This window comes from Cryptosporangium minutisporangium (assembly GCF_039536245.1).
Classification (GTDB): domain Bacteria; phylum Actinomycetota; class Actinomycetes; order Mycobacteriales; family Cryptosporangiaceae; genus Cryptosporangium; species Cryptosporangium minutisporangium.
Map to the genome: position 1 here is coordinate 54,559 of NZ_BAAAYN010000023.1, position 25,071 is coordinate 79,629.

Genomic DNA, 25,071 nt, shown 5'->3' on the forward strand with positions numbered 1-25,071 from the left:
GTGATGCGACTATCCGGATCGGGTGATGCGCCGGAGCGACGATCGCGCCAGGCTGAGCGGGACTCGCCTGGTTCCCGATGTCGGCTTGGGGGTCGTGTGGCCACGGACGTCGCAATCACGCTCTCCGGGAGCCCGGCCTTCTCGCCTCCGGGCGGAAACCCACTCCTGGAGTCGAAGTTCGCCATCCCCGAACCGCCACCGTTCCTGGTCACCCGCTCCCGGCTCTGGGGCACGCTGACCGCCGCAACACACGACCCGGTCGCGGTCGTGGTCGGATCGGCGGGCGCAGGGAAGACCCAATTGGTCGCGTCCTGGCTCCGCAGCCGGACCGGCGATGGACGCGCCGTCTGGATCACGCTCGAGGAGGGCGACGGCGACCCAGCCGTCCTCTGGACCTACGTGCTCGAGGGCCTTCGCCGCGCCGGACTCGACCTGCCCACCTCCGCGCAGCGGCCGTTTCCCGGCGCCGCCGCACACCGATCCTTCCTCGCGTGGCTGGCGGGTGAACTCGCCACCATGGACCAGCCGGTGACGCTGGTGTTGGACGGCACCTCCTGCATCGACGACGACTACCAGTGGGCCACCGATCTCGATTTCGTGCTGCGACACGCCCGCGGCCGGCTCCAGGCGATCCTGATCGGACGGTCTGATCCGCCGCTCCCCCTGCACCGGTATCGGCTGGCCGGTCGGTTGACCGAGATTCACAGCCGCGAGCTGGCGTTCAGCCCGGCCGAAACCGCCGAGCTCATGGATCTACACGGGATTACGCTCACGGACGGCGCTATGGCCGCGCTGCTCCAACGTACCGAAGGGTGGGCGGCCGGCCTTCGGCTGGTGGCCATGGCCCTGGCCGGACGAGTCGACGCGGACCAGCAGATCGCGGACCTGACCGGCGACGACGCCGGAATCGCCGAGTACTTCCTCGGCGAGGTGCTTCGCACCCAGCACAGGGACGTCCGGACCTTCCTGCTCGAAACCAGCATCCTCGACGTGTTCACCCCGGAACTGGCCGACGCGGTGACCGGACGCAGTGACAGCCGACGGATGCTGGCCGCTCTCCGCCGGGTGAACGCGTTCGTCGTCTCGGTGGACGGGCATGCCGCCGTCTACCGCTACCACCGGCTCTTCGCCGACCTGCTCCGGACCCAGCTGGCGCTGGACGCTCCGGACCGGCTGATCGGGCTACAAGAGCGCGCGGCCCGGTGGCACGCCGCGAACGGCGACCTCATCCGGGCCGTCGAACACGCGATCGCGGCCGGCAACCCGGCCGCGGCCGCCGCCCTTGTAATCCAGGGCTACGCAATCGGGGAACTGGCCCTGCACGGCCGACGCTGCCGACCGGGCGAGCTTCTCGCCGCCACCCCCGAGCCTGCGGAGACCCCGGAGAGCGCACTCGTCCTGGCCGCGCTGGCCACAGCCGACGGCGAGACCGAGCGGTGCGCGCGGTTGCTCGACGAAGCCCGCGCCCTCCTGCTGGAGCGCAACGGCGGTGATTGTCCCGATCCGATCGCGCTCGCCGGAATCTTGCTGGAAGTGCTGCTCGCACAGGACCTACGGCACTCCGTGCGGGTCGTGCACTCCGCGCGGGTCGCCGACGTGCTGCTCCGTCGCGCTCCCCCCGAGGTCCGCGAACGTCGCGCCGAGGCCGACGCGATCCTCCTGGCGGCGCGAGGCGTGGCCGAGAGCCGACTGGGGCAGCTCGACGACGCGGTCGGCACCCTCCGGGCAGCGGTCACCGCAGCCGGCGCCGCGGGCTGCGCCGGCCCACGCCGGGAAGCACTCGAGCAGCTCGCACTGATCGAAGCCCACCGCGGTCGGCTCCGTCAGGCGGCGGCGCTCGCCGGCAAGGCGCGGGAGGCCGCGGAGCACGGCGGGACGGCGGGGGTCCACCCCTCGTCGGTGGCGGAGCTGACGCTGGCGTGGGTGGCCGCCGAGCGGTACGACGTGGAGCAGGCCTGGCATCACCTGCGCGCTGCCGCAGCGCATCCGCCGTGCGACCCGGCGGTGCGGGCAGGCGCCGCCCTGGTCCGGGCCCGACTGCTCCGTGCCCGTGGCGAGCTACGGGAGGCGCGCGCGGCCCTGGACGTGTCCGCTGGTGACCCTCCCCCGCTCTGGCTCGAACGCGAGCTCGCGCTCAACCGGGCCCGGCTGGCGATCGCCGCCGGTCAGCCGGCCGAGGCCGAGGTGATCCTCCGAACCCTGGACGGCCCGGACGACGCGGACACCACCGTCGTTCGTGCCGCCGTCCAGCTCGCCGTCGGGGAACTCGACCGGGCGCAGCAGCTCGTACAGACGGTCGTCAGCACCACGGACGCACCGGCCTCCGTACTGGTCGACGCCTGGCTGTTGCTGGCGACGATCGCTGCGGAGGACGACGATCCCGACCGGGCGCACCGAGCCGTGCGCCAAGCGTTGCGGGCGGCGTCCCCCGAGTCGTTACGCCGACCGTTCAACGAGATCGGTCCGGCGCTCCGTCGCTTGCTCCGGGAGGCTCCCGAGCTGCGCGACCGCCTCCGGCTACCGGGCACCGACCAGGCCGAGGCGCCCCGCCGCGGACCGGCGCCGGAGGACGACCCGGTGCTCGTGGAGCCGCTCAGCAAGCGCGAGATGGACGTCCTGCTCCAGATGGCCGCGATGCTGCCGAGCGAGGAGATCGCCGCGACTCTGTACGTCTCGATCAACACGGTGAAGACCCATGTGCGCAGCATCTTCCGCAAGCTCTCGGTCTCGCGGCGGAGCGAGGCGGTCCGCCGGGCCCGGGCGCTCGGCCTGATCTGACTGCGCCGAGACCCGGCGACCAGGCCCCGGCGAGTAGGCCCCGGCGAGTAGACCCGGCGACCCCGAGCACCGTCAATGCGTGAGTAGCTTGAGAGCTACCGTCGCCAGGCCGAACAGCGCCGCCACGGCCGCCGACACGGCCCGCTCCCAGCGAGACAGTTGTCCGGACCGGCCCATCTCCCAGCCGGCGAGGCCCAGTAGAGCCGTCGCGCAGCCCAGCGACCACAAGATCGCCGTTCGCAGCTCCATCCCGGTCGCGCGGAGCAGGAGGAGGCACGCCAACGGCAGGTAGGAGGCGGTGACCAGTTCCCACCCCTCGGTCACTTGCCGGCGGATGTGGCTCCAGCTGGGGCGGCGATCGCTGTGCAGTCGCTCGGCGACCACGCGGGCGTAGCGCTCCGCGCTCCAGTAGATGACGAGCGTTCCGACCACCACCACCGACGTCTGCCACGCGGTCGCCGAGTGCGAAGCGGTGAGCACGGCGGCGCTGAGGATCAGGCCGTAGATCGCGGCAGCCGTTCCCTCCTCGGTGGCCCGCCGAAGCCGCAGTCGCGTCGAGAGCTCCACCGGGGGCCTCACACCGACGGCTCTACCGCGACGAGATGCCAGCCCCACGCGGGCAGATCGACGAAGAGCCCGACGTCCGCCATCTCGCTACCGTCCCGAACGAACGGGTCCGAGTCGTACGGGTCCTCGTCGAGCAGCGGTGTCAGCGTCCACCGGTGCGACCGCAGGTCTGCCCACGGCAAGCGGACACGGCCCTGTGCGGGATCGGCGGAGAGATTGAGGATCACCAGCTGTCGCTCCGGCCCCTTCTCCCAGGTCCACGCGAGCAGGTTGCGGTGGGTGGGATTGTCCGGCCAGCCGGTCGTCTCCGACAAGCACCACTCACCGGATCGCAGTCCGCTGCGTCCGATCGCGGCGAGCAACCCCAGCGCGAACCGCCGGAGCTCGGGGTCGGAGGGCTCGTCGGGCCGCCGTCCGAGGAACACCGGCACGCGGACCCGCCGCCCGTCGAACTGTCCCTCGTGCCAGAGCGTGGCGCCCGGCAGCGTGGCGATCGCGACCGTCGCTGCCCGGAGCCGCTCCGGCGGCGACAGCGTGGACGCTGCCCGTGGCTCGTCGTGGTTCTCGATGAACCGGATCAGCTTCCGCTGGTAGTCCGAGCCCGCCCGCAGATGCCCCCGGACACCGTCGGCGTCGCCGAGGAGACGATCGTAGAGACGTTTGTCGTAGCAGTAGTCAAAGCCCTGCCGCTGCAGGGTCCACTCCCGGTCCCAGTACGCCTCCGCGACGAACAGCAAGTGGGGATGGCGCTCCCGGACGCGGCGGAGGACCTCCGGCCAGAACTCCTCCGCAGGCGCCGGGCCCGCTCGTTCCGCCCACGTGGCGGCGAAGACGTCGGTGAGCAGCAGCATCGCCATGTCGCAGCGCAGCCCGTCGCACTGGTCGCCGATGTCCGACAGCACCTCGACGGTGGCCTGTCGCACCTCCGGATGGAACGCGTTGAGCTGTAGGACGTCCGGCCACGGCGGAAAGAAGGGATCCCGCCCCCGCGCGAGCACTGCGCCGCCGACCTCGACGAACGCGTCCGGCGAGCGGGCCAGGTCGTCGGACGTGCCGCGGATGAACAGCTCGGGCCGCCTCAGCGCCCACGGGTGGTCCGGCGCGACGTGGTTGGGCACGTAGTCGAGCACCAGCCGGATGCCCCGCTCCGCCAGCAGCGCCCGCGCCGCTGCGAGGGCATCCGGTCCGCCGAGGCGGGCGTCGACCCGGTAGTTGCGCACGCAGTACGGCGAGCCGACCACGTCTCCCGGCTCCAGATCCGGCAGCGCCGCGCGGAAAGCAGCCCGCAACTCGTCGTTGCCCAGCGCGATCTCCAGCCCGACCGGACTCCGCTCCCAGACGCCCATCAGCCAGATCGCATCGATGCCGGGCAGCGTGACCTCGTCCCACGCTTCGGCCGGGACGTCGGCGAGCGTCACCGGGCGCTGGTAGCGGCGTGCCAGCGCGGTCAGCCAGACCCAGGTGTCGACCTCGTGGATGACCGGCTGCGCCGGCCACGGCGCCGACCTGCTCATGGGGTCGGCGCCTGGGTGCGGAGAGTGCTGAAAGCGCGGTACGCGGCGACCGCTCCCTCGGCGCGGAGCTCGCCGGGGTCCAGGTTCTTGAACAGCCCCGCGAACAGGGCGACGAGCCCGGTCCACCCGGTTTGGTGGCTGGCCCCGAGGCCCGCGCCGTTGTCCCCGTGGAAGTACTCGTAGAACAGCAGCAGGTCGTGCCAGTGCGGATCCTCCTGGAAGCGTCGCTGCCCGCCGTAGACGGGCCGTCGACCGTGCGCATCGGGTAGGAAGATGCTGGTCAGTCGTCCGGCGAGGTCTTCGGCCACCTCGAACAGGGTCATCTTCCGGCCCGAGCCGGTGGGACACTCCACGGTGAACTCGTCGCCGTAGAAGGTGTAGATGTTGAGCAGCGCGCGAATCACCAACGCGTTGACCGGGAACCAAATCGGCCCGCGCCAGTTCGAGTTGCCGCCGAACATCCCGCTGTCCGACTCCGCAGGCAAGTAGCCCACGCCGTAGTCGTCGCCGTGCACGTCGACGTGGTACGGGTGCTGCGCGTGGAAGCGGGACAGCGAGCGGATCCCGTACTGGCTCAGGAACTCGTCCTCGTCCAGCATCTTGGCGAGCACCCGCCGCAGACGCTCCTCGTCCAGCAGCGCGAACAGCATCCGGTCTTCCAGGCCGACGATCGTGGAGGGCGCGACCGTCGCGAGGATCTCCGGATGGCGCCGCAGGAAGTCGTGCGCCCGGTCCACCAGCTCGGGGAACTCGGTCCGCAGGTCACCGGGGAGCACGGTCGCCGCCGTCAGCGGCAGCAGGCCGACCATCGATCGGACCGAGAGCCGCTCCGCGCTGCCGTCCGGCCGCCGCAGCACGTCGTAGAAGAACCCGTCGTCCTCGTCCCACATCGACACCCGGTCGGCGCCGACGTGGTTCATCGCCGCGGCGATCCAGGCGAAGTGCTCGAAGAACGTCTCGGCCTCCTCGAGGTAGACCGGGTTGTCCCGGCCGAGCTCGATCGCGATCGCCATCATGCTCTGCGCGAAGAGCGCCATCCACGCGGTGCCGTCGGCCTGGTCGAGCTGACCGCCGGTGGGCAGCGGAGCGCTCCGGTCGAACACTCCGATGTTGTCCAGCCCGAGGAACCCGCCCTGGAAGACGTTGTTCCCGTCGACGTCCTTCCGGTTCACCCACCAGGTGAAGTTCTTCGCCAGCTTGTGGAACGCGTTCTCCAGCCAAGCCCGGTCCCCGTGCCCGGTCCGGCCCTTCTCCACCTGGTAGACGAAGAGCGTCGCCCACGCGTGCACCGGTGGGTTCACGTCGCTGAAGTTCCACTCGTACGCCGGGATCTGGCCGTTCGGGTGCAGATGGAACCGGCGCAGGAGCAGATCCATCTGCTGCTTGGCGAAGCCGACGTCGACCAGCGCGAACGCCACCGCGTGGAAGGCCAGGTCCCAGGCGGCGAACCATGGGTACTCCCACTTGTCGGGCATCGACACGACGTGACCGGAGAGCAGGTGCGGCCACTCCCGGTTGCGAATCGGAGCGTTCTGGGCGACCGGATCGAACCCGTGCTCGGTCAGCCAGGTCTCGACGTCGAAGTGGTAGTACTGCTTGTTCCAGAGCAGGCCGGCGAGGGCCTGCCGGATGACCAGGCGCTCTTCGACACTGGTCGACGGCGGGTACAGCTCGTCGTAGAACTCGTCGCACTCGGCGCGCCGGGTGTCGACGAGAGCGTCGAACTCGGTTCCGAACGGCCCGCCCACTCGTCCGCCCGGCGCTCCGGCGCCCCCGTTGGAGTCCGACAGGCGGAGCCGAATCGTCGCGGACCCGCCGGCCGGCACGTCGAGCACGTACTGCGCGGCCGCCTTGGTGCCGCGCTGCGCGGGGTTGACCGCGCCGTGCTGCCCGCGGACGACGTACCGGTCGATGCCGTCCTTGACGTACAACGAGGTGTTGGGGGTCCCGAACAGCCGCTCGGTATTGCTCTCGTTCTCGGTGAACAGCAGCGGCACCGACCCGGCGCAGGTCAGCCACCGACGACCCAGCCGCGGGTGGTCGGCCGCGACCCGGACGGTCCCCGGAGGTCCGGGCATCTCCGCGAGCTGCGGCCGCTTCTGCCCGGACGTCCACGACCAGGTATTCCGGAACAGCAGCGTGGGCAACACCTGGAGCGTGGCCGCCTCCGGTCCCCGGTTGTGGACCGTGATCCGGACCAGGAGGTCCTCCTCCGCGGCCTTCGCGTACTCCACCTCGACGTCGTAGTAGCGACTCTCCTCGAACACGCCGGTGTCGAGCAGCTCGTACTCGAAGTCACCACGCCCCCGCGACCGGTTGGTGGCCACCAGCTCGGTGTACGGGTACGCCGCCTGCGGATACTTGTAGAGGTACCGCATGTACGAGTGGGTCGGCGTGCTGTCGACGTAGAAGTAGTACTCCTTGACGTCTTCGCCGTGATTGCCCTCCGCGTTGGTCAGGCCGAACAGCCGCTCCTTGAGGATCGGGTCCCGGCCGTTCCACAGGGCCAGCGAGAAGCAGAGCTGCTGCTCGTCGTCGCTGACGCCGGCGATGCCGTCCTCACCCCACCGATAGGCCCGAGACCGGGATTGCTCGTGGGTGACGTAGGACCACGCGTCGCCGTTCGCGCTGTAGTCCTCGCGGACCGTGCCCCACTGGCGCTCGCTGAGGTACGGACCCCACCGGCGCCAGTGGCTACCCGGCCGGTCGGCATCCCGCAGGCGGTGTCGCTCGGCCGAACTGTGCTCGGTCATGTGCGCCATCCTTCCGGGCTAGCAGAGGCTCCGCCCAGTGCGCCACATCCGCCGGTGGCCGGACTCCTCCGCCAGAGGTGAACTTCGCCCGCGCGCTCGATCCCGTCCCGGTGTGGGTTCGGCGACCTGGGTCGCTGCGGAGTCAGTCCGGTGCGCCGAGGATTCCCAGACCCCGAGCGCGCATGACCGCTTCCCGCCGCCGCGAGGCACCCAGTTTCCGGTAGATCGATTTCAGGTGGGCCTTCACGGTGTTCACCGAGACGTGCAGCTCGTCGGCGATCTCTTGGGCGCTGAGCATCGTCGGCAGGTAGCGGAGCACGTCGTCCTCCCGCTCGCTGAGCCGATCGACCGGTGGGACCACGACGCCGGCCGTACCCCCGATGCTCCCCCCAGAGCTCGAGTCGGTCAGCAGGTCGGCGATCAGCGGTGACGGGCGGTCGGGCAGCCAGCGCTCGGAGCCGAACCCGACTGCCTCGGGAGCAGGTAGGCCGAGCATCCGATCGGTGCGTCGGCGCGCGAGGCCGAGCAAGACTTCGCGGATGCAGGAGTCCACGACGCCCGCCAGGTCCGCCGGCGTGGTGCCGAGTCGGGCCAGGAGGGATTCGGCGCCTCGGAAGTCGCCGAGCGCGATTTCGGCGCGGGCCAGGCAGATCGCTTCCCGCCGGGTGAGTGGATCACGTCCCGCCAGTTGCGCCTCCACCCGTTCGGGATGCCCGTCCACCAGATCGATCTCGGCCTCCACCAGCGCCACCCAGCGGGCCACCGTCGACGCGGTGCGGAGCAGCAGCGTCTCCGACCGGATCCGACGCAAAGCCGTCCGGGCCGTCGGAACGTCGTCGATCAGGCGGGAGTAGACGCAGTGTGCGACGTCGACCAGGACCGAGGACAGCGCGTCGGAACCTGCTCGGGCGGCCTGCGCGGCCAGCAGCGCCTGCCGCGCCGCGGGGACGTTCTGCCGGTCGGACTCGACCAGCACCAGGGCGACGTACGCGGCAACGCAGTCCGGGCTGTGCGACTGCCCGGTTCGGGACCCGTCGGCGGCGGTCTGCACGGCGAGTTCGTGGCAGGCCACCGCGTGCTCCCGCGCCTCCTCCGGGAAGCCCCGCAGGTAGGCCAGGAGCGCGAGGTGGCCCTGTGCGTCGAGTTCGACCCGCTGGACGCCGGCGATCCGCGCCGCGGCCCGGGCGGCTTCCAGATACCGTTCGGCCTTGTCCTGACGGCCGGTCCAGAACAGACCCACGCCCTTACTGCCCAGCGCGAGGGACCGGTACTGGAGTAATGCGGGGAACTGCGCGGTCGGGACAGCGGCGAGCCGATCCAGGATGTCGGTCGCGGCGGCGGTCCGAGTGGTGAAGTTGCCCTGGGCCGTCGCGGCGGCCAGCTCGAGGGTCCGCAGCGTGACCTCGATCGATCGTCGCTCCACCTCGAACCGCCCGGCGAGGCGGCGCCTGATCCGGCCCGTGTACTTCGGTACCGCTTCGTAGTCACCGGCGCAGTACCGGAGAAGCACCGTGCACAGCTCCAACCGCGCGTCCGTCAGGTACGCGCTCGCGGGAACCCGGTTCAGTGCCGCCACGAGCGCGGTGTGATCGCCGGCGAGCGCCAGCGGCCCGCCCCCGGTCTCCAGCAGACGGGCGAGGAACGGCCAGTGTGCGCCCGCGACCGCGCTCCGAATTGCGGCCAATGTGTCGTTCTCGTCGTCGTACCACCGCGCCGCTCGGCGGTGGATCTCGGCGCCGGCTCCTGGTTCCTCCCGGCTCAGCTCGTAGCGGAGCAGATCACGAAGCAGCGGGTGGTACCGGTACCATCCGGCCTTCTCTCCGCATGCGGTGACGAGCGCGTTCGTTTGTTCGAGGTTCTCCAGGAGGCGGGCGCTGTCGGATCCTTCGGTCAGCGCGTCCGCCAGCCCGGCGCACACCTCGTCGGGCAGGCTGGTCCGTCGGAGGAACGAGCGCACCGATGCGGGTAGGCCGCTGAGCACTTCGTGGGTCAGGTACGCCGCGACCGCGGGCAGCGCGCCGGTGAAACCCTCGACCCGACGATCTGCACCCGAGCCGCCGCCGAGAAACGCGGCGGCGAGACTCAGGCCGGCCGGCCAGCCACCGGTTCGTCGCTGTACTCGGCGCGCATCGCCCACGGTCAGCTCCACACCGTGCCGAGCCAGCAGTTGCGCGCACTCGTCGTCGAAGAAGCGCAGGTCGCTGTCGCGGAGGTCGGTCAGTTCCCCGCTCACCCGCTCCCGGTGGAGGGACAGCCGGGGCTCGACCCGCGCCAGCAGCACCACCGCCAGCTGATTCGACGGGTAGCGCAGCAGGGCGCGGATGTCCTCGAGGACCCGCGGTTCGCAGATCTCGTCAACGCCGTCCAGAACGAGGACGAAGTCGTCGAGGGTGGCTGCGCATTCGTGGGCCGCCACCGCGCAGTCGGCGGGCGGCGCGGATGCCGGGCCGACGCCGCCGGCGCGTCCGAGGACGGCGAAGAGGCGGGATCGGAACGTGTCCGGATCGCTGTCCGCCGCGGTCAGCGTCAGCCAGCCGACCGACCGCGACGTGGTCGCGGCCCACGCCCGTACGGCCACCGTCTTCCCCCACCCCGCGCCGGCGCACACCAGCGTGGTGCCCTGTCGGGTGCTCGCCTCGATCGTGGCGGTCAGCCGTTCTCGTTCGATCAGAACGGGAGGTAGTCGCGGAGACTCGTCTTCCGGCGGGCGGTAGCGAAGGATCTCCGCCCCCCGCCGTTCGGACGTGCGGCTCCGCACGGGCCGTCGGCTCCGAATCGCTGGTTCGGCATAGCGCCGCGGTGCACCGTCAGAATTCTGTAGTCCGTCCCTGCCTCGCACGCTGCTCGACCACCCCTCGCCGCCCTACGGGGCGTGGTTCGCGCACGCCGCCGCACACCTCCTGTGCTCGATCCCGGTTCGCCGCCGGTCGATGCCGCCCGATTCGCGGCGGGCCCCGAGGTTCCGGCGCCTCGCGCGTGGACGGAACGGCATCAACGCCCGGTGACGACGAGCGCAGGCGTTCCGCCGTCCCGGCTGGGCGTTCCGGTGCGGCAGCGGCAAGTGTCCAGAGCGACGTCGCACACAGCGGGTCTGCCGGGACCCGGCATGGAGGCGCTGGGCCACCCGGACCTTCCGGACGCGACCATGCCCCGGCATGACACCACACGACGCGACGCGGGCGGATCCCCCGAATCGGGTGAGTTTGGATGAGTAATCGTTGTCTTGAGGCCAATCCCTTCTGGACGGAAAGCCGCCTCAGCTGTCGTGCGTGCACTGCCGCGCGGGATTCACCCTCCCTAGATGAGGTGCCACCGCCGAGTCCGTCGCAACCTGCCGGAATGAGGCGATACCGCAGACTGCTCACCGCCGCCGCCGTTCTCGTCGCCCTCGGCGTCGGAGGATGCGCGGACGATCCGACCGAGCCCCCGGTGTGCGAGAGCCTCGCCGCCGCTCAGGTGACCGTCGACCACATCCGGGAAACCAACGACTCCGAGAACGGACTCAGCCAGCTCAGGCCCTATCTGGCACAGCTGAGGACCGATCTGCAACAGCTCTACGCCGACGCCAAGACGCAGTACGCGCCGCAGGCCGAAGCTCTGCGGACCTCCGTGGACGAGCTCTCGACACGCGTGGACACCGCGAAGGCCGACCCGAACACGGAGAACATCGCCGCAGTGCGGAGCGCGGTCGGTGGCGTCCGCGAGAGCGCGCGGCAGCTGCGCGACGCGTTGGCCGGAACCTGCTGAACGGCCCGGCCACCGGCCGCCCCGACGAACTCGCCCGCTGCGGATGGCGCGCGCGTACGCGGATCGGCGCACGCTCTGCGACGGCGAAGGACCACATCTCAGCCCACTCGGCGGGAGGCACGGCCATGACCACTTTCACGGTATGGAAGTTCGACAACACCACGGACGCGGACGGGATCTACTCGGCCCTCCAACAGGCGGCCGACGACGGACTGGTCACGATCGTCGACCACGCCGTCGTCCGCTGGCCGGAAGGCGCGGACCGGCCGGACATCGACCACAAGCACAACAGCGTCCGGAAAGGCGCTGGGTGGGGGGCGCTCTGGGGTCTCGTCGTCGGTGCGCTGTTCTTCGTTCCGGTCGTGGGTGGGGTGGTCGGCGCCTCGATCGGTGCGATCAGCAAGGCGACGGAGGGCACCGGCATCACCAAGGAGGATCTGGAGAGGATCCGCACGCAGGTGACCGAGGGAACGTCGGCGCTGTTCCTCGTCACCGACAAGGGTGACCTGGACCGCTTGGGCGAGCGGTTCCACGGCATGCACAGCACGCTGGTGGCGACCAACCTCACCGAGGGTGAGCGGGAGATCCTCTTCGAGACGTTCGGCGACCACCGCGGCTGAGAACGACGATGACGTACTCGCTCCTCGGCCGCGATGCCACCAACGGTGACCTCGGCACCGCCGTGCAGTCGAAGTTCCCGGGCGTCGGCAGCCTCGTCCCGTACGGCGAGGCCGAGGTCGGTGCCGTCGCTACCCAGGGATTCGGTAATCCGCGCCACGGATCGGTCGGCCTGCAGCTGCTGCGGTGCGGGGCGACGCCTCGCCAGGCCGTCGACATCCTGCTCAACGGCGACCCCGACCAGCACAAGCGGCAGTTCGCCCTGATCGACCGGGACGGCCGCGTCGCCGCCCACACCGGCGGGGAGTTGCAGACCTGGGACGGGTGGTCCGGCAGTGTTTCGGGGCGCGACTGCGTCGCACTGGGGAACGGCCTGGCGAGCGGCGACGTCGTCGAGCGGATGGTTCGGACCTTCGAGGGCGCGCCCGGCTCGCTGGCCGAGCGGCTGATGGCCGGCCTCGACGCGGGCGAACAGGCGGGCGGCGACATCCGCGGCCAGCAGTCCGCGGCACTGCTGATCGTGCGGCGCGACGGTGGCTACGGGTCGCTGGACGACCGGCACGTGGTGATCTCGATTTACGACCACGAGCGGCCGATCGCGGAGCTGATCCGCTGCTACGCGCTGCACCGGCTTGCGTACTTCCCGAGCGACCCGGCGAACCTGGTGCCGATCACACCGGACCTCGCGCTCGAGCTCAAGCGGCTGATGGCGGTCTCCGGCTACTTCCGGGGTGAGCTCGACGCCTCGTGGGACGAGCCCGCACAGCGACGGTTCCAGCTCTTCCTCGGCAGTGAGAACTACGACAACCGCATCCACGCCGACGGGCTGGTCGACCTCGAAGTGGTCGCGGACCTCCGCCGACGCTACGGCCCCGAGGCGAGCGCCGGCCCAGTGGGCTGACGCCGGCCCAACTCACCCCGGCTGGGTGAGGCCCCTCCCCGGCGCCGCGTGGTTGGTTGTGGGCCGCGGATGCCGAAGCGCACGACCGAGAGGGCGTGGGAGCGATGTGCAGGTTAATGGCTTACTCAGGCGGCCCCGTCCTCGCCGACGACTTGTTGTTCCGGCCCAAGCACTCGATCATCGACCAGAGTCTGCACGCGGACCTCGGCGGCATCACCACGAACGGTGACGGTTTCGGCATCGGGTGGTACGGCATCGACGATCGCACGTCACCGACCGTGTGCAAGGGCACCCACCCGGCCTGGACCGACCAGAACCTGCGTGAGCTCGACGACAGCCGATTCATCGTCTCCGAGCCGCTGCGAGACCTGCCCGGCGCCTGGTCGGAGGTCCCCGAGGGTTCCTGGGCGCTCGTCCGCCAGAGCCAACAGGAGACTCATCCGTTCCAGCCGATCGCCCCCGCGTCATGAGGGCGACGGTCCCGTCGGCGCGCCACCGGGATCCGGCCGGGCGAGCCGAGGCCGGGTTGTCCGCGCGGGAACGGGCGCCGCTGGCGAGCCACGCGGACTACGCGCCGGCCCTCGACCGGGTCGATCCGGTCGCCATTCTCGCGGCACAGGCCACTGAGCGGGTGCCGGAACTGGTGCCGGTACGACACGCACGGATGCTGGTCTCCCCCTTCACGTTCTACCGGGGCGCGGCCGCGATCATGGCCGCCGACCTGGCTGCGACACCGCACTCGGGCTTCCCAGTTCAGCTCTGCGGGGACGCGCACCTGTCCAACTTCGGAGTGTTCGGATCACCCGAGCGGCGGATGCTCTTCGACGTCAACGACTTCGACGAGACGCATCCCGGTCCCTGGGAGTGGGACATCAAACGGTTGGCGGCCAGTCTCGTCGTCGCGGCTCGAGCCAACGGCTTCCGCCGGAAGGCCCGCGCCGAGATCGTCCGGGCTGCGGTCGCCAGGTATCGAGGCGCGATGGCAGAGTTCGCCGCGGCCGGCGAACTCGAGGTTTGGTACGCCCACGCCGATTTCGATCAGCTGGCTCCGCAGTTGTCGGCCCAACTCAGCACCGCACAGCGGCGCAAGCAGCTGGGCAAGGCGCAGGCCAAGGCCCGGTCGCGGAACAGTCTGCAGGCCTACCGCAAGCTCACCGCGATCCAGAACGGTCGGCGGCGGATCGTCGCCGACCCGCCGCTCCTGGTGCCGGTGGGCGATCTGCTCCCCGGCCGCGACAGCGAGGATCTCGCCGCTGAGATCCGCGGGCTGCTCAGCCGTTACCGACGAAGCCTGGCTCCCGAGCGCCGCCGGCTCTTCGACGCGTTCGAGTACGTCGACATGGCCCGCAAGGTGGTCGGCGTCGGCAGCGTCGGTACTCGCTGCTGGATCGTGTTGCTCCGCGGACGCGACGACAACGATCCGCTGCTCCTCCAGGTGAAGGAGGCCCAACGATCGGTGCTGGCCGGGCATGTTCCGTCCGGCCTGGCGTTGCCGCACCGACTGAACGAGGGCCAGCGGGTGGTCAACGGCCAACGGCTCATGCAGGTGGCCAGCGACATCTTCCTGGGCTGGGAACGGGCAGCGGGATCGGACGGCCAAACCCGCGACTTCTACGTGCGCCAGCTCCGGGACTGGAAAGGATCCGCGGTCGTCGAGGAGATGGACCGTGCTGGGTTGCGAACCTACGGCGAGCTGTGTGCGTGGACGCTGTCCCGCGCGCACGCCCGCACCGGCGATCGGATCGCGATCGCGGCGTACCTCGGCGACGAACCGACGTTCGACGAGGCGCTGGTCGAATTCTCCGAGCGTTACGCGGACCAGTCGGAGCGCGACTACGCGGCCCTCCAGGAGGCCGTGCGCGTCGGCAGGCTCGAGGCGGCGGGTACGGCGAGCGACGAGGAAGCGTGAGCGCGGGTCGCCGGATCACTCGGTCCGGCGACCTGCGGCTCCGATCTGCGCGGCGGTCACCAGGAAGCGGATACCGAGCCCGAGGAAGACCATGCCGCCGATCATCTGCGCGCTGGCCAGGAGCCGCGCGGCGCCGGTCTGCGGGACGACGTCACCGAACCCGGTCGTGGAGAACACGGTGATCGTGAAGTAGAGCGCATCGTGGTGGGACAGCGGCTCGCTGAAGCTCGCCCTGTCCACCCCGGCCAGCATGAGATAGGCCGTGGCGAACACGACGAGGAACAGCGGGGCGGCGACGGCGAGCGCCTGGATCGCGCGGAGGCGTGGCACCGGCGACCGGCTGATCGCCCGGAACTGCAGGATCAGAACCGACACGACGGCGACCGCACCGGCGATTACCAGCACCAGCACGCCCCAGCTCGTGCGGGCGGGCACCGCCGGAACCGCGTAGTACGTGCCGAGCAGCAGCGTCGTCGTGATCGCGGACCGCAGCAGCGTCGCGGGGACCGGTTTCAGTCCGCGGCCACGCACCCGGGTACCCGGCCGCTCGGCCCCGGTCGTCTCCGTTGCCACGGCTCTCCTCTCCACGTCCGCGACGGTCTCCTGGCGGGCATCAGTAGACCACCGCGACCTCGTGCTCGGTCCGGCCGAGCCGGCGCGCACCGGTCCGGGTCACCGCGACGACGTCGCCGAGCCGCGCGCCGAGCCCGTGCGCCAGCTGGATTCCGGGCTCGACCGAGAAACACATCCCGACGTTCAGCGGTCGCATCTCGCCCTCGACCGTCCACGGCGGCTCGTCGGCGGTGAGGCCGATGCCGTGCCCCGCGTACCGCACGTCGGCCTCGGCGTAACCGGCGTCGACCACCGTCCGTCGCACCGCCCGCTCGACCTCCTGGCTCGGCGCGCCGGGCCGCACGACGTCGAAGGCTGCGCGGGCGGCGAGCTGGAGAACGTCGTGCGCCCGCGCCACGGCGATGCCCGGCGGCCCGACGCTCACCGTCCGCACGAGCTCGGAGCGGTACTCCTCGACGGCGCCGCCGAGGCGCAGCACGACGGTGTCTCCGAACTGGATCGGCCGGGAAGCCGGCTCGTGCTCCGGATCGGCCCCGTTCGGGCCGGAGGCCACACCAGCTACCACCTCGGACAGGCCGTACGCGGTCAGATACTCGCTGAGCTCCGCGGCGACCTCGCGCTCGGTGCGGCCCGCGAACTGAATGCGGAGAATCCGGGTGTAGGCGGCGTCGGTCGCCGCCGCGGCCGCGGCCAGCCGCGCGACCTCGCCCTCGTCCTTCAGCGCCCGCAGCATCGGGAGCGCCTCGGTGAGGGGATGGATGACCACAGCCGGCGCGATGCGCTCGATGCCGACGACGTGGCGCGCCCACATCGAGTCGGACGCCGCGTAGACACCAACCGGGTCGAGGGCGTCGATGAGCCGCTGGTACGGGCTCTCGCCGTCGTCCCAGGACTCGATGACGAGCGGCTCGACGACCGGCATCGCCGCAGCGGCGGGTAGGTCCCGGCGCGGCAGAACCAGCGTCGGTGGCTGCCCCGCCGACACGACGAGCACGGTCAGCCGGTCGGCGCCGGACGGCGGTGAGTAGCCGCAGAGATACCTCAGGTCGGGTCCGACCGTCACGAGAATCCCCTGGAAGCCGGCGCGCGCGGCGTCGGCGGCGACGCGTTCCAGGCGTCCGTCGAAGTCCTTCGCGAGCTCTGTCGGCCCGTGGCCGTCGCTGAGCGAAAACCGGCCTCGCCGGGGCCGATACGGCGTTTGGGTCATCGCTCGTGCTCCTCGGACCGGGGCGGTGCACGGTGACTCACCGCGGGAGTTCCACGGTCTCCGCCCGCTCGTCTCCGGACCTCATCCCGGAGGGGCGATTCCCTCGCCCGCGCCCGCGTCACCCGTCGGGGATGAGCCGCAGCGTGGTGCAAATGCCGAGCATGGGGCCGAGGCAGAACCGGCCGGGCCCTGCGGGAGGCCCGCGCCGCGGCCTGGGTGCGACCCGACGACCGAAGGAGTGCCGATGACCGGCGCCGAACCCGTGACCACCACGCCGGGCCACCGGGCCGCCGGCGGCCTCCTCTTCGTCGCCTGCCTCTCGACGCTCGTGGTCAACGCGAACACCTCGGCGGTCTCGATCCTGCTGCCGGCGATCAGCGAGGACGTCGACTCCCCGTTGTCGGTGCTGCAGTGGGCGGTGACCGGCTACAGCCTGGTGGGCGCCGCCGTGATCATCACCGCCGGCGCCCTGGGCGACATGCTCGGGCGGCGGCGCGTTTTCCTCTGGGGTCTCGGCCTGTTCATCGCGTCCTGCGTCTGGATCGCGCTGTCCTCCGGCGGCGCCGGGGTCGTGCTCGGCCGGGCAGTTCAGGGCGCGGCCGGCGCGACGATCCTCGCGTGCGGACTCAGTCTGTTGACGCTGGGCTCGGCGGGGGCGGGCCGGGTGGCTGCGATCTCGCTCTGGGGCGCGGCCGCGGCCGTCGGCGCAGCCGCAGGACCGTTGGTCGGCGGCGCGCTGGCCGGCCTGACCGGCTGGCAGGGCCTGTTCTGGCTCGATGCGGCGGTCGCAGCCATCTGTATCCCCATCACCCTGCGGGCGGTCGCGGAGTCCCGCGACGAGCATCATTCCGGGTCCCTGGACGTCGTCGGTTCGATCCTGGTCGCCGCGGTGCTCGCCCCCTTCATCCTGGCCGTCACGAAGGGCGGCGACTGGGGCTGGACGTCCCCGTCGACGCTCGGGTCCTTGCTCGTCAGCGTCGTCGCGGCGATCGCGCTGGTCTGGGCGGAGCGACGGTCGGCGGCCCCGCTGATCGCCCCGGAGCTGCTCTCCAACCGGCTGCTGATGGCCGGCACGCTGGGCATCCTGATCGGTTCCGGAACGATCAACGCCCTCGGCTACCTGATCAGCATCTACTTCCAGGACCCGGCGACGCTGGGTATGAGTGCCCTCGAGGCCGGCCTGGCGACGCTACCGCTCACGGCGACCCTCGTCCTGGTCGCGCCGATGGTGGTCGGTCTCGCTCGGAGGCTCGGCACCCGGACCGTGATCGGCCTGGGCTTCGCGATCAGCACCGCCGGATTCGTGTTCCTCGTCCCGGTCAGCCCGGAGTGGAGCTACGCGGCGTTCGTCATCCCGCTGGTCGCGGTCGCCGCCGGTCTCGGGCTCTCCAACGGTCCCTGCTCGTCCGTGGCGACCAGCGCGGTTTCGGAGGACGACGTCGGCGCCGGCTCGGGCATCTCGAACATGGCTCGCTACGTCGGTGCGTCGGTCTTCGTCGCGGTCGTGGCGGCGATGTACGGGAACGCAGCACCCGCGGCCGACCCGGAGCACGCTGCGTCGGCGGCGGACCATTTCGCCCGCGCCAACGTTCTGCTGGCCGTGGTGTCGGCACTCGGCGTGGTGCTGGCCGCACTCGCCGCGCGCCACCGTCCGGAGCGGCCGCGGAGGGCCGACTACGCGGTCGCGACCGCCTCAGCTGTGCACACGATGCCTACCTACGCCATGCTGCGCCGGGACCGGTTCTGACGCCGCCGCGCCGACCTGCCGGCCGGCGCCGCGGACCGGGCCGCCGTTCTCGCCCGCTGCGGATGACCCCCGGGACCGGCCGATGCTCGATCGTGGGTTCGGAGAAAGTTACCGGGGAGGTGGCCGACATGTCATCCGCAGCAGGCATCATGGACGCGACTCGCGTCGAGCAGCAGCGCGTCGGCGGCCCGACGCACGGGCGGTAGCGCGGCCGTGGGCGACGAGGAGCCCGTGCTGGACATGGTCACGACGACCGCCCCGATACCGCGACGGATCGTCTACCTGCAACGCTGGCTGGCCCGGTCCGCCTTCCTCGCGGCCGCGGCGTGCCTGGTACTGCCGCTCGCCGTCGCCGGTGTCCGTAGCGTCGGCCTGCTGCTGATCGGACTCGGTGGCGCGGCGCTGACGTTGGCGGCCGGGTGGTGGTTCCTCAGCCGCAGGGGGGTGCTGCGCTGGGTCGCCGCAGGCGTGCTCCTCGTGACTCCCCTTGCTGTCGCTGCCTGGTACATCCGGGCCGAGCTGCTCTGGGTGGTGGTGGTCACCGCGCTCCTCTGGGTTCTCGCGCTCGGGCTCGGCCGCACCGCGCTGTCCGAGCTGCCCCGCCCGGCCCCACCGGCCGAGTACGACACGCCCTCACCCCGTCACCCGTTCTTGATCATGAACCCGCGCTCGGGCGGCGGTAAGGTCACCCGGTTCGGACTCGCGGACGCCGCACGAGCCCGTGGCGCCGAGGTCGTACTGCTCGACGACGAGCACAAGAACGCCGCCAGCCTGGCCAGGGAGGCCGTCTACGCCGGAGCCGACCTGCTCGGGGTCGCCGGCGGTGACGGCACCCAGGCCCTCGTCGCCGATGTCGCAGCGGAGACCGGTGTGCCGTTCATGGTCATCTCGGCAGGCACCCGTAACCACTTCGCGCTCGACCTGGGGCTCGATCGCGAGCATCCGATGGCCTGCCTGGACGCGCTGACCGACGGCGTCGAGCTGCGTGTCGACCTCGGCCGGGTCGGTGGCCGTACGTTCGTCAACAACGCGTCGTTCGGTGCCTACGCGACGGTGGTGGATCGACCGTCGTACCGGGGCAAGAAGGCGGGCACCGCGCTCGACGTCCTGCCCGATCTGCTGACCGATCACACCGGTCCCGCGCTGCGGGTGACCGTCGGGCAGACCGTGCTCGAGGGACCGGTCGCCGCGCTGGTGAGCAACAATCCCTACTGCGTCGACGACGTGGCGCACTTCGGGCGCCGCTCCCGGCTGGACGTCGGAGTGCTCGGCGTCCTGGCGGTCACCGTCCGCGGGGCCCGGGACGCGACCCGCCTGCTGCGCGGGCGCCGATCCCGGTCACTCCAGGTCGTACAGGGCCGCGAAGTGACGGTCGACGCGGACGCTCCGTCCATTCCGGTCGGGATCGACGGCGAGTCGTTCTGGTTGCACACCCCGGTGCGGTGCACACTCCGACCGCGCGCGCTCCGGGTCCGGGTGCCGCGGAACCGGCCGGGAGTCCGGCCGCCGAGGCCGACGATGAACTGGCGGCGTCTGGGTCGGCTGGCGTTGTCCACCGGCCACCGCGCCGTCGATGCCTGACCGTCGCGGCGCCGACGGACCGCCGATCCTCGTCGCCCACGTCGCCGGTCCGCACGTCGCTCGGCCCCGGCGCGCCGGATCCCGGGCCGGCAGCCACCTGTCGGCCGCGATCGAGACGCTGGCCGCAGACGTCGTCGCGGCCAAGCCGACGCTGACCGTGGTGACCGGGGAGTGCACGACACCGTTCGGGGACGACGAGCTCGGCGCGGTACACGCTCTCCTCAACCGCCTTCCGCTCCCCCGGCTGACGCTGTTCGGCGCGCACGTTCCGCCCCGGCTCCGTGACCGCCTGTCCGGGCCGATCACCCGCCCCAACGGCCCCGAGCAGGAGACGCCGGATCCGTTGGCAGACGTGCCGGGTGTCCGGGGAGTCGGGCTGCAGTCGATGTCCGCCTGGCAGTGCGCCACCGGTCAGATCCCGGCACGGCATGCGGCCGCGGTGCGCCGGGCGCTGGTCGACACCCCGCCCTCCACCGCGCGCCTGGTCGCACTGCATCATCGCCCGGCCCTGTCCAGCCCCGGCGGGCCCCGGTCGTTGACCGGCGCCCTGGTCGATGCGCGCGTCGACGTCGTGCTCGCGGGCTCCTCCCGGGTACCGAGCGTCCGCCGCAGCCAGCTGTGGAGCGGTGGTCTGCGGTATCCGGTGGTGGAGGTGGTCTCCGAATGCCCTGGCGCCTCGGCGACGCGGTCCGGCTCCCTGTCGTGGAGCCTGCTCCGCGTCGACGCGCACTCGATCACCGTCGAGCAACGTCACCTGCTGGACGGCGGATGGCGCACCGGCCGGAGCGTGCAGTACCTGCGCGGACAATGACTGATCACCCTCCAGGGATGACCCTGCCGGGCGCCTCCGCCGCCACTCTGAAGCGGACGCTCGTGGGACAACGGAGGGCAGAGACATGTCTGACACCGAGGCTCCGGCGGTCGCGCCGACCGGACCGGCCAGCCATACGCAGCCGAGGGCCGAAATGACCGGATGGGCCGGCTGGGTCATATTCGCCGGCGTCCTCTTGATCTTGATCGGCGCGTTCCACGCCTGTGAAGGGCTGGTCGCCATCTTCGACCCGGGCTACTACGCGGTGACCGAGAACGGCCTGGCGATCGAGATCGACTACACCGGCTGGGGCTGGGTGCACCTGATCCTGAGCCTGCTGCTCATCGGCGCCGGCGCAGGTCTGATCGCCGGGCAGATGTGGGCCCGGGTGGTGGGGGTCGTGCTCGCGTCGTTCGGCGCACTGGTGAACCTGGCGTTCCTCGCCGCGTATCCGATCTGGTCGACGATGCTCATCGCGCTCGACGTCCTCGTCATCTACGCGATCGTCGTGCACGGCCGGGAACTCAAGTCACGCCGCTGAGGTGCCCGCCCCGCCCGTCGACGAAGGAGTGCGATAACCGATGGCCGCCGCCGAATCGAGAGCCGCGCGGATCGCGGAGCTCGTCCGCGTACTCCGCGTCGAACCAGGGTCCGAGGTAGTTCTCTCCCGGGACTTCGATCCCGGCTACAAGGCCGATCTGATCCGGAAGCGGGACGGCGACGAGCTGCTCCGCGCCGGGATCGCGATGCTGGCGGACTACCAGGCGCGGCTGGCCGCGCAGAACACCCACGGTGTCCTGGTCTGCTTGCAGTCCCTGGACGCCGGCGGGAAGGACGGGACGATTCGCCACGTCATGAGCGGAGTCAATCCGCAGGGCGTCGGAGTGCGGGGTTTCAAGGTGCCCTCGTCCGAGGAGCTCGACCACGACTACCTGTGGCGATACGCCAAGGAGCTCCCAGGGCGCGGTGACATCGGGATCTTCAACCGGTCGCACTACGAGGAGGTGCTGGTTGTCCGGGTTCACCCGGAGCTGCTCGACCGCCAGCACCTCCCACCGGCGGCCAAGGCCGGCGACATCTGGGAGCGTCGGTACCGGGAGATCAACGACTGGGAGCGTTACCTGTCCGAGAACGGGTTCCGGGTCGTCAAGATGTTCCTCAACCTGTCCAAGGAAGAGCAGCGGACACGGTTCCTGCGCCGGATCGACCGGCCGGACAAGAACTGGAAGTTCTCCGCCGCCGACGCGCGCGAGCGCCGCTACTGGGACGACTACCAGAGTGCGTTCTCCGAGATGCTGTCGGCGACCAGTACGCCGTGGGCACCGTGGTACGTCCTCCCCGCCGACCGGAAGTGGTTCACCCGGATCTGCGCCGCGGCGGTGCTCGTCCACACGCTGATCGACCTCGATCCGCAGTACCCGGACGTCGGGGCGACCGCGCACCGGGACCTGGCGAAGGTGAAGCGGGCGCTGGAGAAGGAGGCGCCCGCGGGCAGGCCGGCGGATCCGTACGCCGCCGGGGTGAAGAAGCGGGCGCGGCGGGAGGCGAAGTCGTGACGGAGCAGCTCGACCGCGCCACCGACGCACCGTGGTATGCAGTCACCCCGGAGGCCGTGGGGCGTTCGCTCTCGGTGGACCCGCTGCACGGGCTCACCGCCGAGCAGGTGACCGACCGGCTCGGGCGGGACGGCCGGAACGAACTGCCGGCCAGCCCGCCGGTGCCCGGCTGGCGCCGGTTCGTCGACGAGTACCGCAGCTACATGCAGCTCATCCTGCTCGGCGCGGCGATCGTCGCGGTGCTGATCCCCGAGTGGAGCACGGTCGTCATCCTGCTCGCGCTGACCGTGCTCAACGCGGTCCTCGGCCTGCGTCAGCAGGGCAAAGCCGAGGACGCGATGGCCGCGCTGCGCTCGATGACGGAGGCCACCGCGCGCGTGCGGCGCGACGGCGGCGCCGAGGCCACGATTCCGGCCTCCGGGCTGGTCGCCGGTGACGTCGTGCTGCTCAGCGCCGGTGACCAAGTGCCCGCCGACGGGCGGATCGTCTCCGCGAACGCGTTGCAGATCGACGAGTCGGCGCTGACCGGCGAGAGCGTACCTTCTGCGAAGAGCCCGGGGACGCTACCGTCCGACCCGGTCGGCCCGGGCGACCAAGCCGACATGGTCTTCATGAACACGCTGGTCACGCACGGCTCCGCGGTCGTCGTCGTCACCGGTACCGGGCAGAGCACCGAGGTCGGGAAGATCTCCGGGATGCTGGCCGGGGGTGGGCGGAGGAAGTCTCCGCTGGCCCGGCAGCTCGACCGGCTCACGCTCTGGATCGTCGGTGCCGCCGCCCTCACCATGCTCGTCATGTTCATCCTCGGGCGGATCCGCGGCGAGGACTGGGACGTGCTGTTCCTCAGCGCGGTCTCACTGGCGATCGCCGCGATCCCCGAGGCGCTGCCCACGGTGTCGCAGGCGATCCTCTCCCGCGGCAGCCTGGAACTCGCCGACCAGGAAGCCATCGTCAAGGACCTGCCGTCGGTCGAGACGCTGGGGTTCGTCTCGGCGATCAACACGGACAAGACCGGAACGCTGACGCTGAATCAGATGACCGCGGTCGAGGTCGTCGACGCCACCAACCGGTACACCGTTTCCGGGTCCGGCTACGAACTCACCGGCCGCATCCACCACGAGGCCGGCGCGGCCGACCGGATCGACGAGGCGATCCTGCCCTACGTGATGGCCAACGACGCCACGCTCGTCGACGACAAGGTGGTCGGCGACCCCACCGAGGGGGCACTGCTGGTCCTCGCACACAAAGCGGGCCTGGACATCGACGCGACCCGAGCGCGCTCGCCTCGATTGGCGACACTTCCGTTCGACCCCACCTACAAGCTGATGGCGACGTTCCACCGGATCACCGACCCGGGCGGACGCGAGCTCGTCCGCTGCTACGTGAAGGGCGCCGCGCCCGCGGTCATCGCCCGCACGCTGCCGGCCTCGGAGGAAGCCGCCCCCGCGTCCTGGACGGTCGAGCCGGAACAGCGGATGGCCGCCGCGGGCCTGCGGGTCATGGCCGCTGCCACCCGGGACATCGACGCCGCCGAGTTCCAACCCGACGGTGATCTCCTGGACTTCGTCCGCGACCTGCGACTGACCAGCCTGGTCGCGATGGTCGACCCGCCGCGGAAGGAGTCCGCCGACGCGGTCGCCGGCGCGCAGAGCGCCCACATCCGCGTCCGCATGGTGACCGGCGACGACGTGGGTACCGGCGCGGCCGTCGCCCGCCAGGTCGGCATCCCCGGCGAGGCGATGCTCGGCGCGGACTTCGCCGCACTCTCCGAGGCCGAACGACGGGAGAAGATCAACGACATCGGGGTGCTCGGCCGAGTCGCTCCGGAGCACAAGGTGATGCTGGCCGAGACGCTCCAGGCCAACGGTGACGTGGTGGCGATGACCGGGGACGGTGTCAACGACGCCCCGGCGATCAAGGCCGCGGACATCGGCATCGCGGTGGGCAGCGGCACCGAGGTGGCGAAGGAATCCAGCCGGATGATCCTGTCGAACGACAACTTCGCGACGATCGTCTTCGCTGTCGAGCAGGGCCGGAAGATCTTCGACAACCTGCTGAAGTACATCCGGTTCGTCTTGGTCTTGCTCGTCGTGTTCGTGCTGACGTTCCTCGGCGCGTCGCTCTTCAACATCGCGGAAGGCGCACCGTTCACCCCGATCCAGGTGTTGTGGATCCACTTCTTCGTCAACGCGGCGTTCGGCTTCGCGCTGGGCTTCGACGCGCAGAGTCCGGGGCTGATGGCCCGGCCACCGCGTCGGCGCGGGCAGTCGATCGCCGATCGGGCCGTCGTCGTCACGGTGGTGCTCACCGGCCTGGTGATCAGCGCGGGCCTCCTCGCCCTGATCGTGCTGGGCCAAGAGCAGTTCGACAGCCTGGACACCGGCCGGTCGATCGCGTTCACCTCGTTCGCGTTCTGCCTGATCGTCGCCGCGTTCGAGTGCCGCAGCCAAACCGCGACCGCGTTCAGCCGAGCCTCGCTGGAGAGCCGGGTGTTCAACCGGGCCGTGCTCGCCGAGTTCGTGCTCGCCATCCTCGCCACGCAGACCGACGTCCTGCGCACCGTGCTCGGCACCACCCAGCTGACGTTCGCCGAGACGCTGTGGGCGCTGGTACCCGCGATCGTCGTCCTGGTGCTCTGGGAACTGGGCAAGCTCGCCGCGCGCCGGCACCGAGCGACCCGCGGCGCTGTCGCGGCAGGCTGAGGGTGTCCACCGAGACCGGCCCGCCATCCGGGCCCACCCCGCCGTCCTCGTCGACGAACCCGACGGCCGAACCGGCCCCGCCGCCACCGGACATTTCCACCCCGACC

The 25,071-nt window shown here is 71.1% G+C and carries 17 protein-coding genes and 1 pseudogene; 12 read left to right on the forward strand and 6 right to left on the reverse strand.

Features of this window, described 5'->3' with window-relative positions:
• Nucleotides 1–96: 96 nt before the first annotated feature.
• Nucleotides 97–2,778: a winged helix-turn-helix domain-containing protein gene (locus tag ABEB28_RS16990; protein ID WP_345729084.1), complete on the forward strand. Its 2,682-nt coding sequence runs from the start codon at nucleotides 97–99 to the stop codon at nucleotides 2,776–2,778.
• 72 nt (nucleotides 2,779–2,850) lie between these two features.
• Here ABEB28_RS16990 and ABEB28_RS16995 read toward each other — a convergent pair whose 3' ends face one another.
• The 4 genes from ABEB28_RS16995 to ABEB28_RS17010 all read right to left on the reverse strand — a co-directional run bounded on the left by ABEB28_RS16995 (nucleotide 2,851) and on the right by ABEB28_RS17010 (nucleotide 10,370).
• Nucleotides 2,851–3,357 (reverse strand): hypothetical protein, encoded by a 507-nt coding sequence (locus ABEB28_RS16995; protein WP_345729085.1) that lies wholly within the window; start codon nucleotides 3,355–3,357, stop codon nucleotides 2,851–2,853.
• A complete protein-coding gene (locus ABEB28_RS17000; protein ID WP_345729086.1) occupies nucleotides 3,354–4,859 on the reverse strand; it encodes an alpha-amylase family protein in 1,506 nt (501 codons plus the stop codon). The genes ABEB28_RS16995 and ABEB28_RS17000 overlap by 4 nt, the downstream gene beginning before the upstream one ends.
• Complete coding sequence (locus ABEB28_RS17005) at nucleotides 4,856–7,621, reverse strand: MGH1-like glycoside hydrolase domain-containing protein (RefSeq protein ID WP_376980262.1); 2,766 nt, start codon at nucleotides 7,619–7,621, stop codon at nucleotides 4,856–4,858. Before ABEB28_RS17005 ends, ABEB28_RS17000 begins: the two co-directional genes overlap by 4 nt.
• Nucleotides 7,622–7,754: 133 nt before the next feature.
• Nucleotides 7,755–10,370: a helix-turn-helix transcriptional regulator gene (locus ABEB28_RS17010; protein ID WP_345729088.1), complete on the reverse strand. Its 2,616-nt coding sequence runs from the start codon at nucleotides 10,368–10,370 to the stop codon at nucleotides 7,755–7,757.
• A 581-nt stretch (nucleotides 10,371–10,951) separates the two neighbouring features.
• On the opposite strand from ABEB28_RS17010, the gene ABEB28_RS17015 reads away from it, so the two are divergent.
• From ABEB28_RS17015 to ABEB28_RS17035, 5 genes and pseudogenes are all read left to right on the forward strand, one after another.
• Nucleotides 10,952–11,359, forward strand: coding sequence for a hypothetical protein (locus ABEB28_RS17015; protein ID WP_345729089.1), 408 nt, complete (start codon nucleotides 10,952–10,954; stop codon nucleotides 11,357–11,359).
• Nucleotides 11,360–11,484: 125 nt separating this feature from the next.
• Complete coding sequence (locus tag ABEB28_RS17020; RefSeq protein WP_345729090.1) at nucleotides 11,485–11,979, forward strand: DUF1269 domain-containing protein; 495 nt, start codon at nucleotides 11,485–11,487, stop codon at nucleotides 11,977–11,979.
• A gap of 8 nt (nucleotides 11,980–11,987) precedes the next feature.
• Complete coding sequence (locus tag ABEB28_RS17025) at nucleotides 11,988–12,878, forward strand: DUF1028 domain-containing protein (RefSeq protein ID WP_345729091.1); 891 nt, start codon at nucleotides 11,988–11,990, stop codon at nucleotides 12,876–12,878.
• A 116-nt stretch (nucleotides 12,879–12,994) separates the two neighbouring features.
• Nucleotides 12,995–13,207: pseudogene (locus tag ABEB28_RS43150) on the forward strand (class II glutamine amidotransferase); the annotation flags it as partial.
• A gap of 137 nt (nucleotides 13,208–13,344) precedes the next feature.
• The gene (locus ABEB28_RS17035; RefSeq protein WP_345729093.1) at nucleotides 13,345–14,787 is read left to right on the forward strand and encodes a DUF2252 domain-containing protein; all 1,443 of its coding nucleotides are present in this window, start codon (nucleotides 13,345–13,347) and stop codon (nucleotides 14,785–14,787) included.
• A gap of 15 nt (nucleotides 14,788–14,802) precedes the next feature.
• Here ABEB28_RS17035 and ABEB28_RS17040 read toward each other — a convergent pair whose 3' ends face one another.
• Nucleotides 14,803–15,360, reverse strand: a complete 558-nt coding sequence (locus tag ABEB28_RS17040) for a potassium channel family protein (RefSeq protein WP_345729094.1) — start codon at nucleotides 15,358–15,360, stop codon at nucleotides 14,803–14,805.
• A 40-nt stretch (nucleotides 15,361–15,400) separates the two neighbouring features.
• On the reverse strand, nucleotides 15,401–16,567 hold the full coding sequence (locus tag ABEB28_RS17045) for a M24 family metallopeptidase (protein WP_345729095.1): 1,167 nt from the start codon (nucleotides 16,565–16,567) through the stop codon (nucleotides 15,401–15,403).
• A gap of 244 nt (nucleotides 16,568–16,811) precedes the next feature.
• Here ABEB28_RS17045 and ABEB28_RS17050 point away from each other — a divergent pair, with 244 nt between their 5' ends.
• The 6 genes from ABEB28_RS17050 to ABEB28_RS17075 all read left to right on the forward strand — a co-directional run bounded on the left by ABEB28_RS17050 (nucleotide 16,812) and on the right by ABEB28_RS17075 (nucleotide 24,964).
• The gene (locus ABEB28_RS17050) at nucleotides 16,812–18,314 is read left to right on the forward strand and encodes an MFS transporter (RefSeq protein ID WP_345729096.1); all 1,503 of its coding nucleotides are present in this window, start codon (nucleotides 16,812–16,814) and stop codon (nucleotides 18,312–18,314) included.
• Between the two features lie 213 nt (nucleotides 18,315–18,527).
• Entirely contained in the window at nucleotides 18,528–19,895 is a 1,368-nt protein-coding gene (locus ABEB28_RS17055; RefSeq protein ID WP_376980260.1) for a diacylglycerol/lipid kinase family protein, read from the forward strand.
• Nucleotides 19,888–20,706 (forward strand): hypothetical protein, encoded by an 819-nt coding sequence (locus tag ABEB28_RS17060; RefSeq protein WP_345729097.1) that lies wholly within the window; start codon nucleotides 19,888–19,890, stop codon nucleotides 20,704–20,706. Before ABEB28_RS17055 ends, ABEB28_RS17060 begins: the two co-directional genes overlap by 8 nt.
• Nucleotides 20,707–20,791: 85 nt before the next feature.
• Nucleotides 20,792–21,247 carry a DUF7144 family membrane protein gene (locus ABEB28_RS17065; RefSeq protein ID WP_345729098.1) on the forward strand — a complete coding sequence of 152 codons (456 nt, stop codon included), beginning with the start codon at nucleotides 20,792–20,794 and terminating at the stop codon, nucleotides 21,245–21,247.
• Between the two features lie 40 nt (nucleotides 21,248–21,287).
• Nucleotides 21,288–22,262: a polyphosphate kinase 2 family protein gene (locus ABEB28_RS17070; RefSeq protein ID WP_345729099.1), complete on the forward strand. Its 975-nt coding sequence runs from the start codon at nucleotides 21,288–21,290 to the stop codon at nucleotides 22,260–22,262.
• A complete protein-coding gene (locus ABEB28_RS17075; RefSeq protein ID WP_345729100.1) occupies nucleotides 22,259–24,964 on the forward strand; it encodes a cation-translocating P-type ATPase in 2,706 nt (901 codons plus the stop codon). The genes ABEB28_RS17070 and ABEB28_RS17075 overlap by 4 nt, the downstream gene beginning before the upstream one ends.
• The last annotated feature ends 107 nt before the right edge of the window (nucleotides 24,965–25,071 follow it).

What these genes read in the sequence shown, in the direction of transcription:
- ABEB28_RS17000 (WP_345729086.1), bottom strand. Translation starts at nt 4,859, where the DNA reads ATGAGCAGGTCGGCGCCGTGGCCGGCGCAGCCGGTCATCCACGAGGTC.
- ABEB28_RS17005 (WP_376980262.1), bottom strand. Translation starts at nt 7,621, where the DNA reads ATGGCGCACATGACCGAGCACAGTTCGGCCGAGCGACACCGCCTGCGG.
- ABEB28_RS17015 (WP_345729089.1), top strand. Translation starts at nt 10,952, where the DNA reads ATGAGGCGATACCGCAGACTGCTCACCGCCGCCGCCGTTCTCGTCGCC.
- ABEB28_RS17020 (WP_345729090.1), top strand. Translation starts at nt 11,485, where the DNA reads ATGACCACTTTCACGGTATGGAAGTTCGACAACACCACGGACGCGGAC.
- ABEB28_RS17025 (WP_345729091.1), top strand. Translation starts at nt 11,988, where the DNA reads ATGACGTACTCGCTCCTCGGCCGCGATGCCACCAACGGTGACCTCGGC.
- ABEB28_RS17035 (WP_345729093.1), top strand. Translation starts at nt 13,345, where the DNA reads ATGAGGGCGACGGTCCCGTCGGCGCGCCACCGGGATCCGGCCGGGCGA.
- ABEB28_RS17045 (WP_345729095.1), bottom strand. Translation starts at nt 16,567, where the DNA reads ATGACCCAAACGCCGTATCGGCCCCGGCGAGGCCGGTTTTCGCTCAGC.
- ABEB28_RS17050 (WP_345729096.1), top strand. Translation starts at nt 16,812, where the DNA reads ATGACCGGCGCCGAACCCGTGACCACCACGCCGGGCCACCGGGCCGCC.
- ABEB28_RS17060 (WP_345729097.1), top strand. Translation starts at nt 19,888, where the DNA reads ATGCCTGACCGTCGCGGCGCCGACGGACCGCCGATCCTCGTCGCCCAC.
- ABEB28_RS17065 (WP_345729098.1), top strand. Translation starts at nt 20,792, where the DNA reads ATGTCTGACACCGAGGCTCCGGCGGTCGCGCCGACCGGACCGGCCAGC.
- ABEB28_RS17070 (WP_345729099.1), top strand. Translation starts at nt 21,288, where the DNA reads ATGGCCGCCGCCGAATCGAGAGCCGCGCGGATCGCGGAGCTCGTCCGC.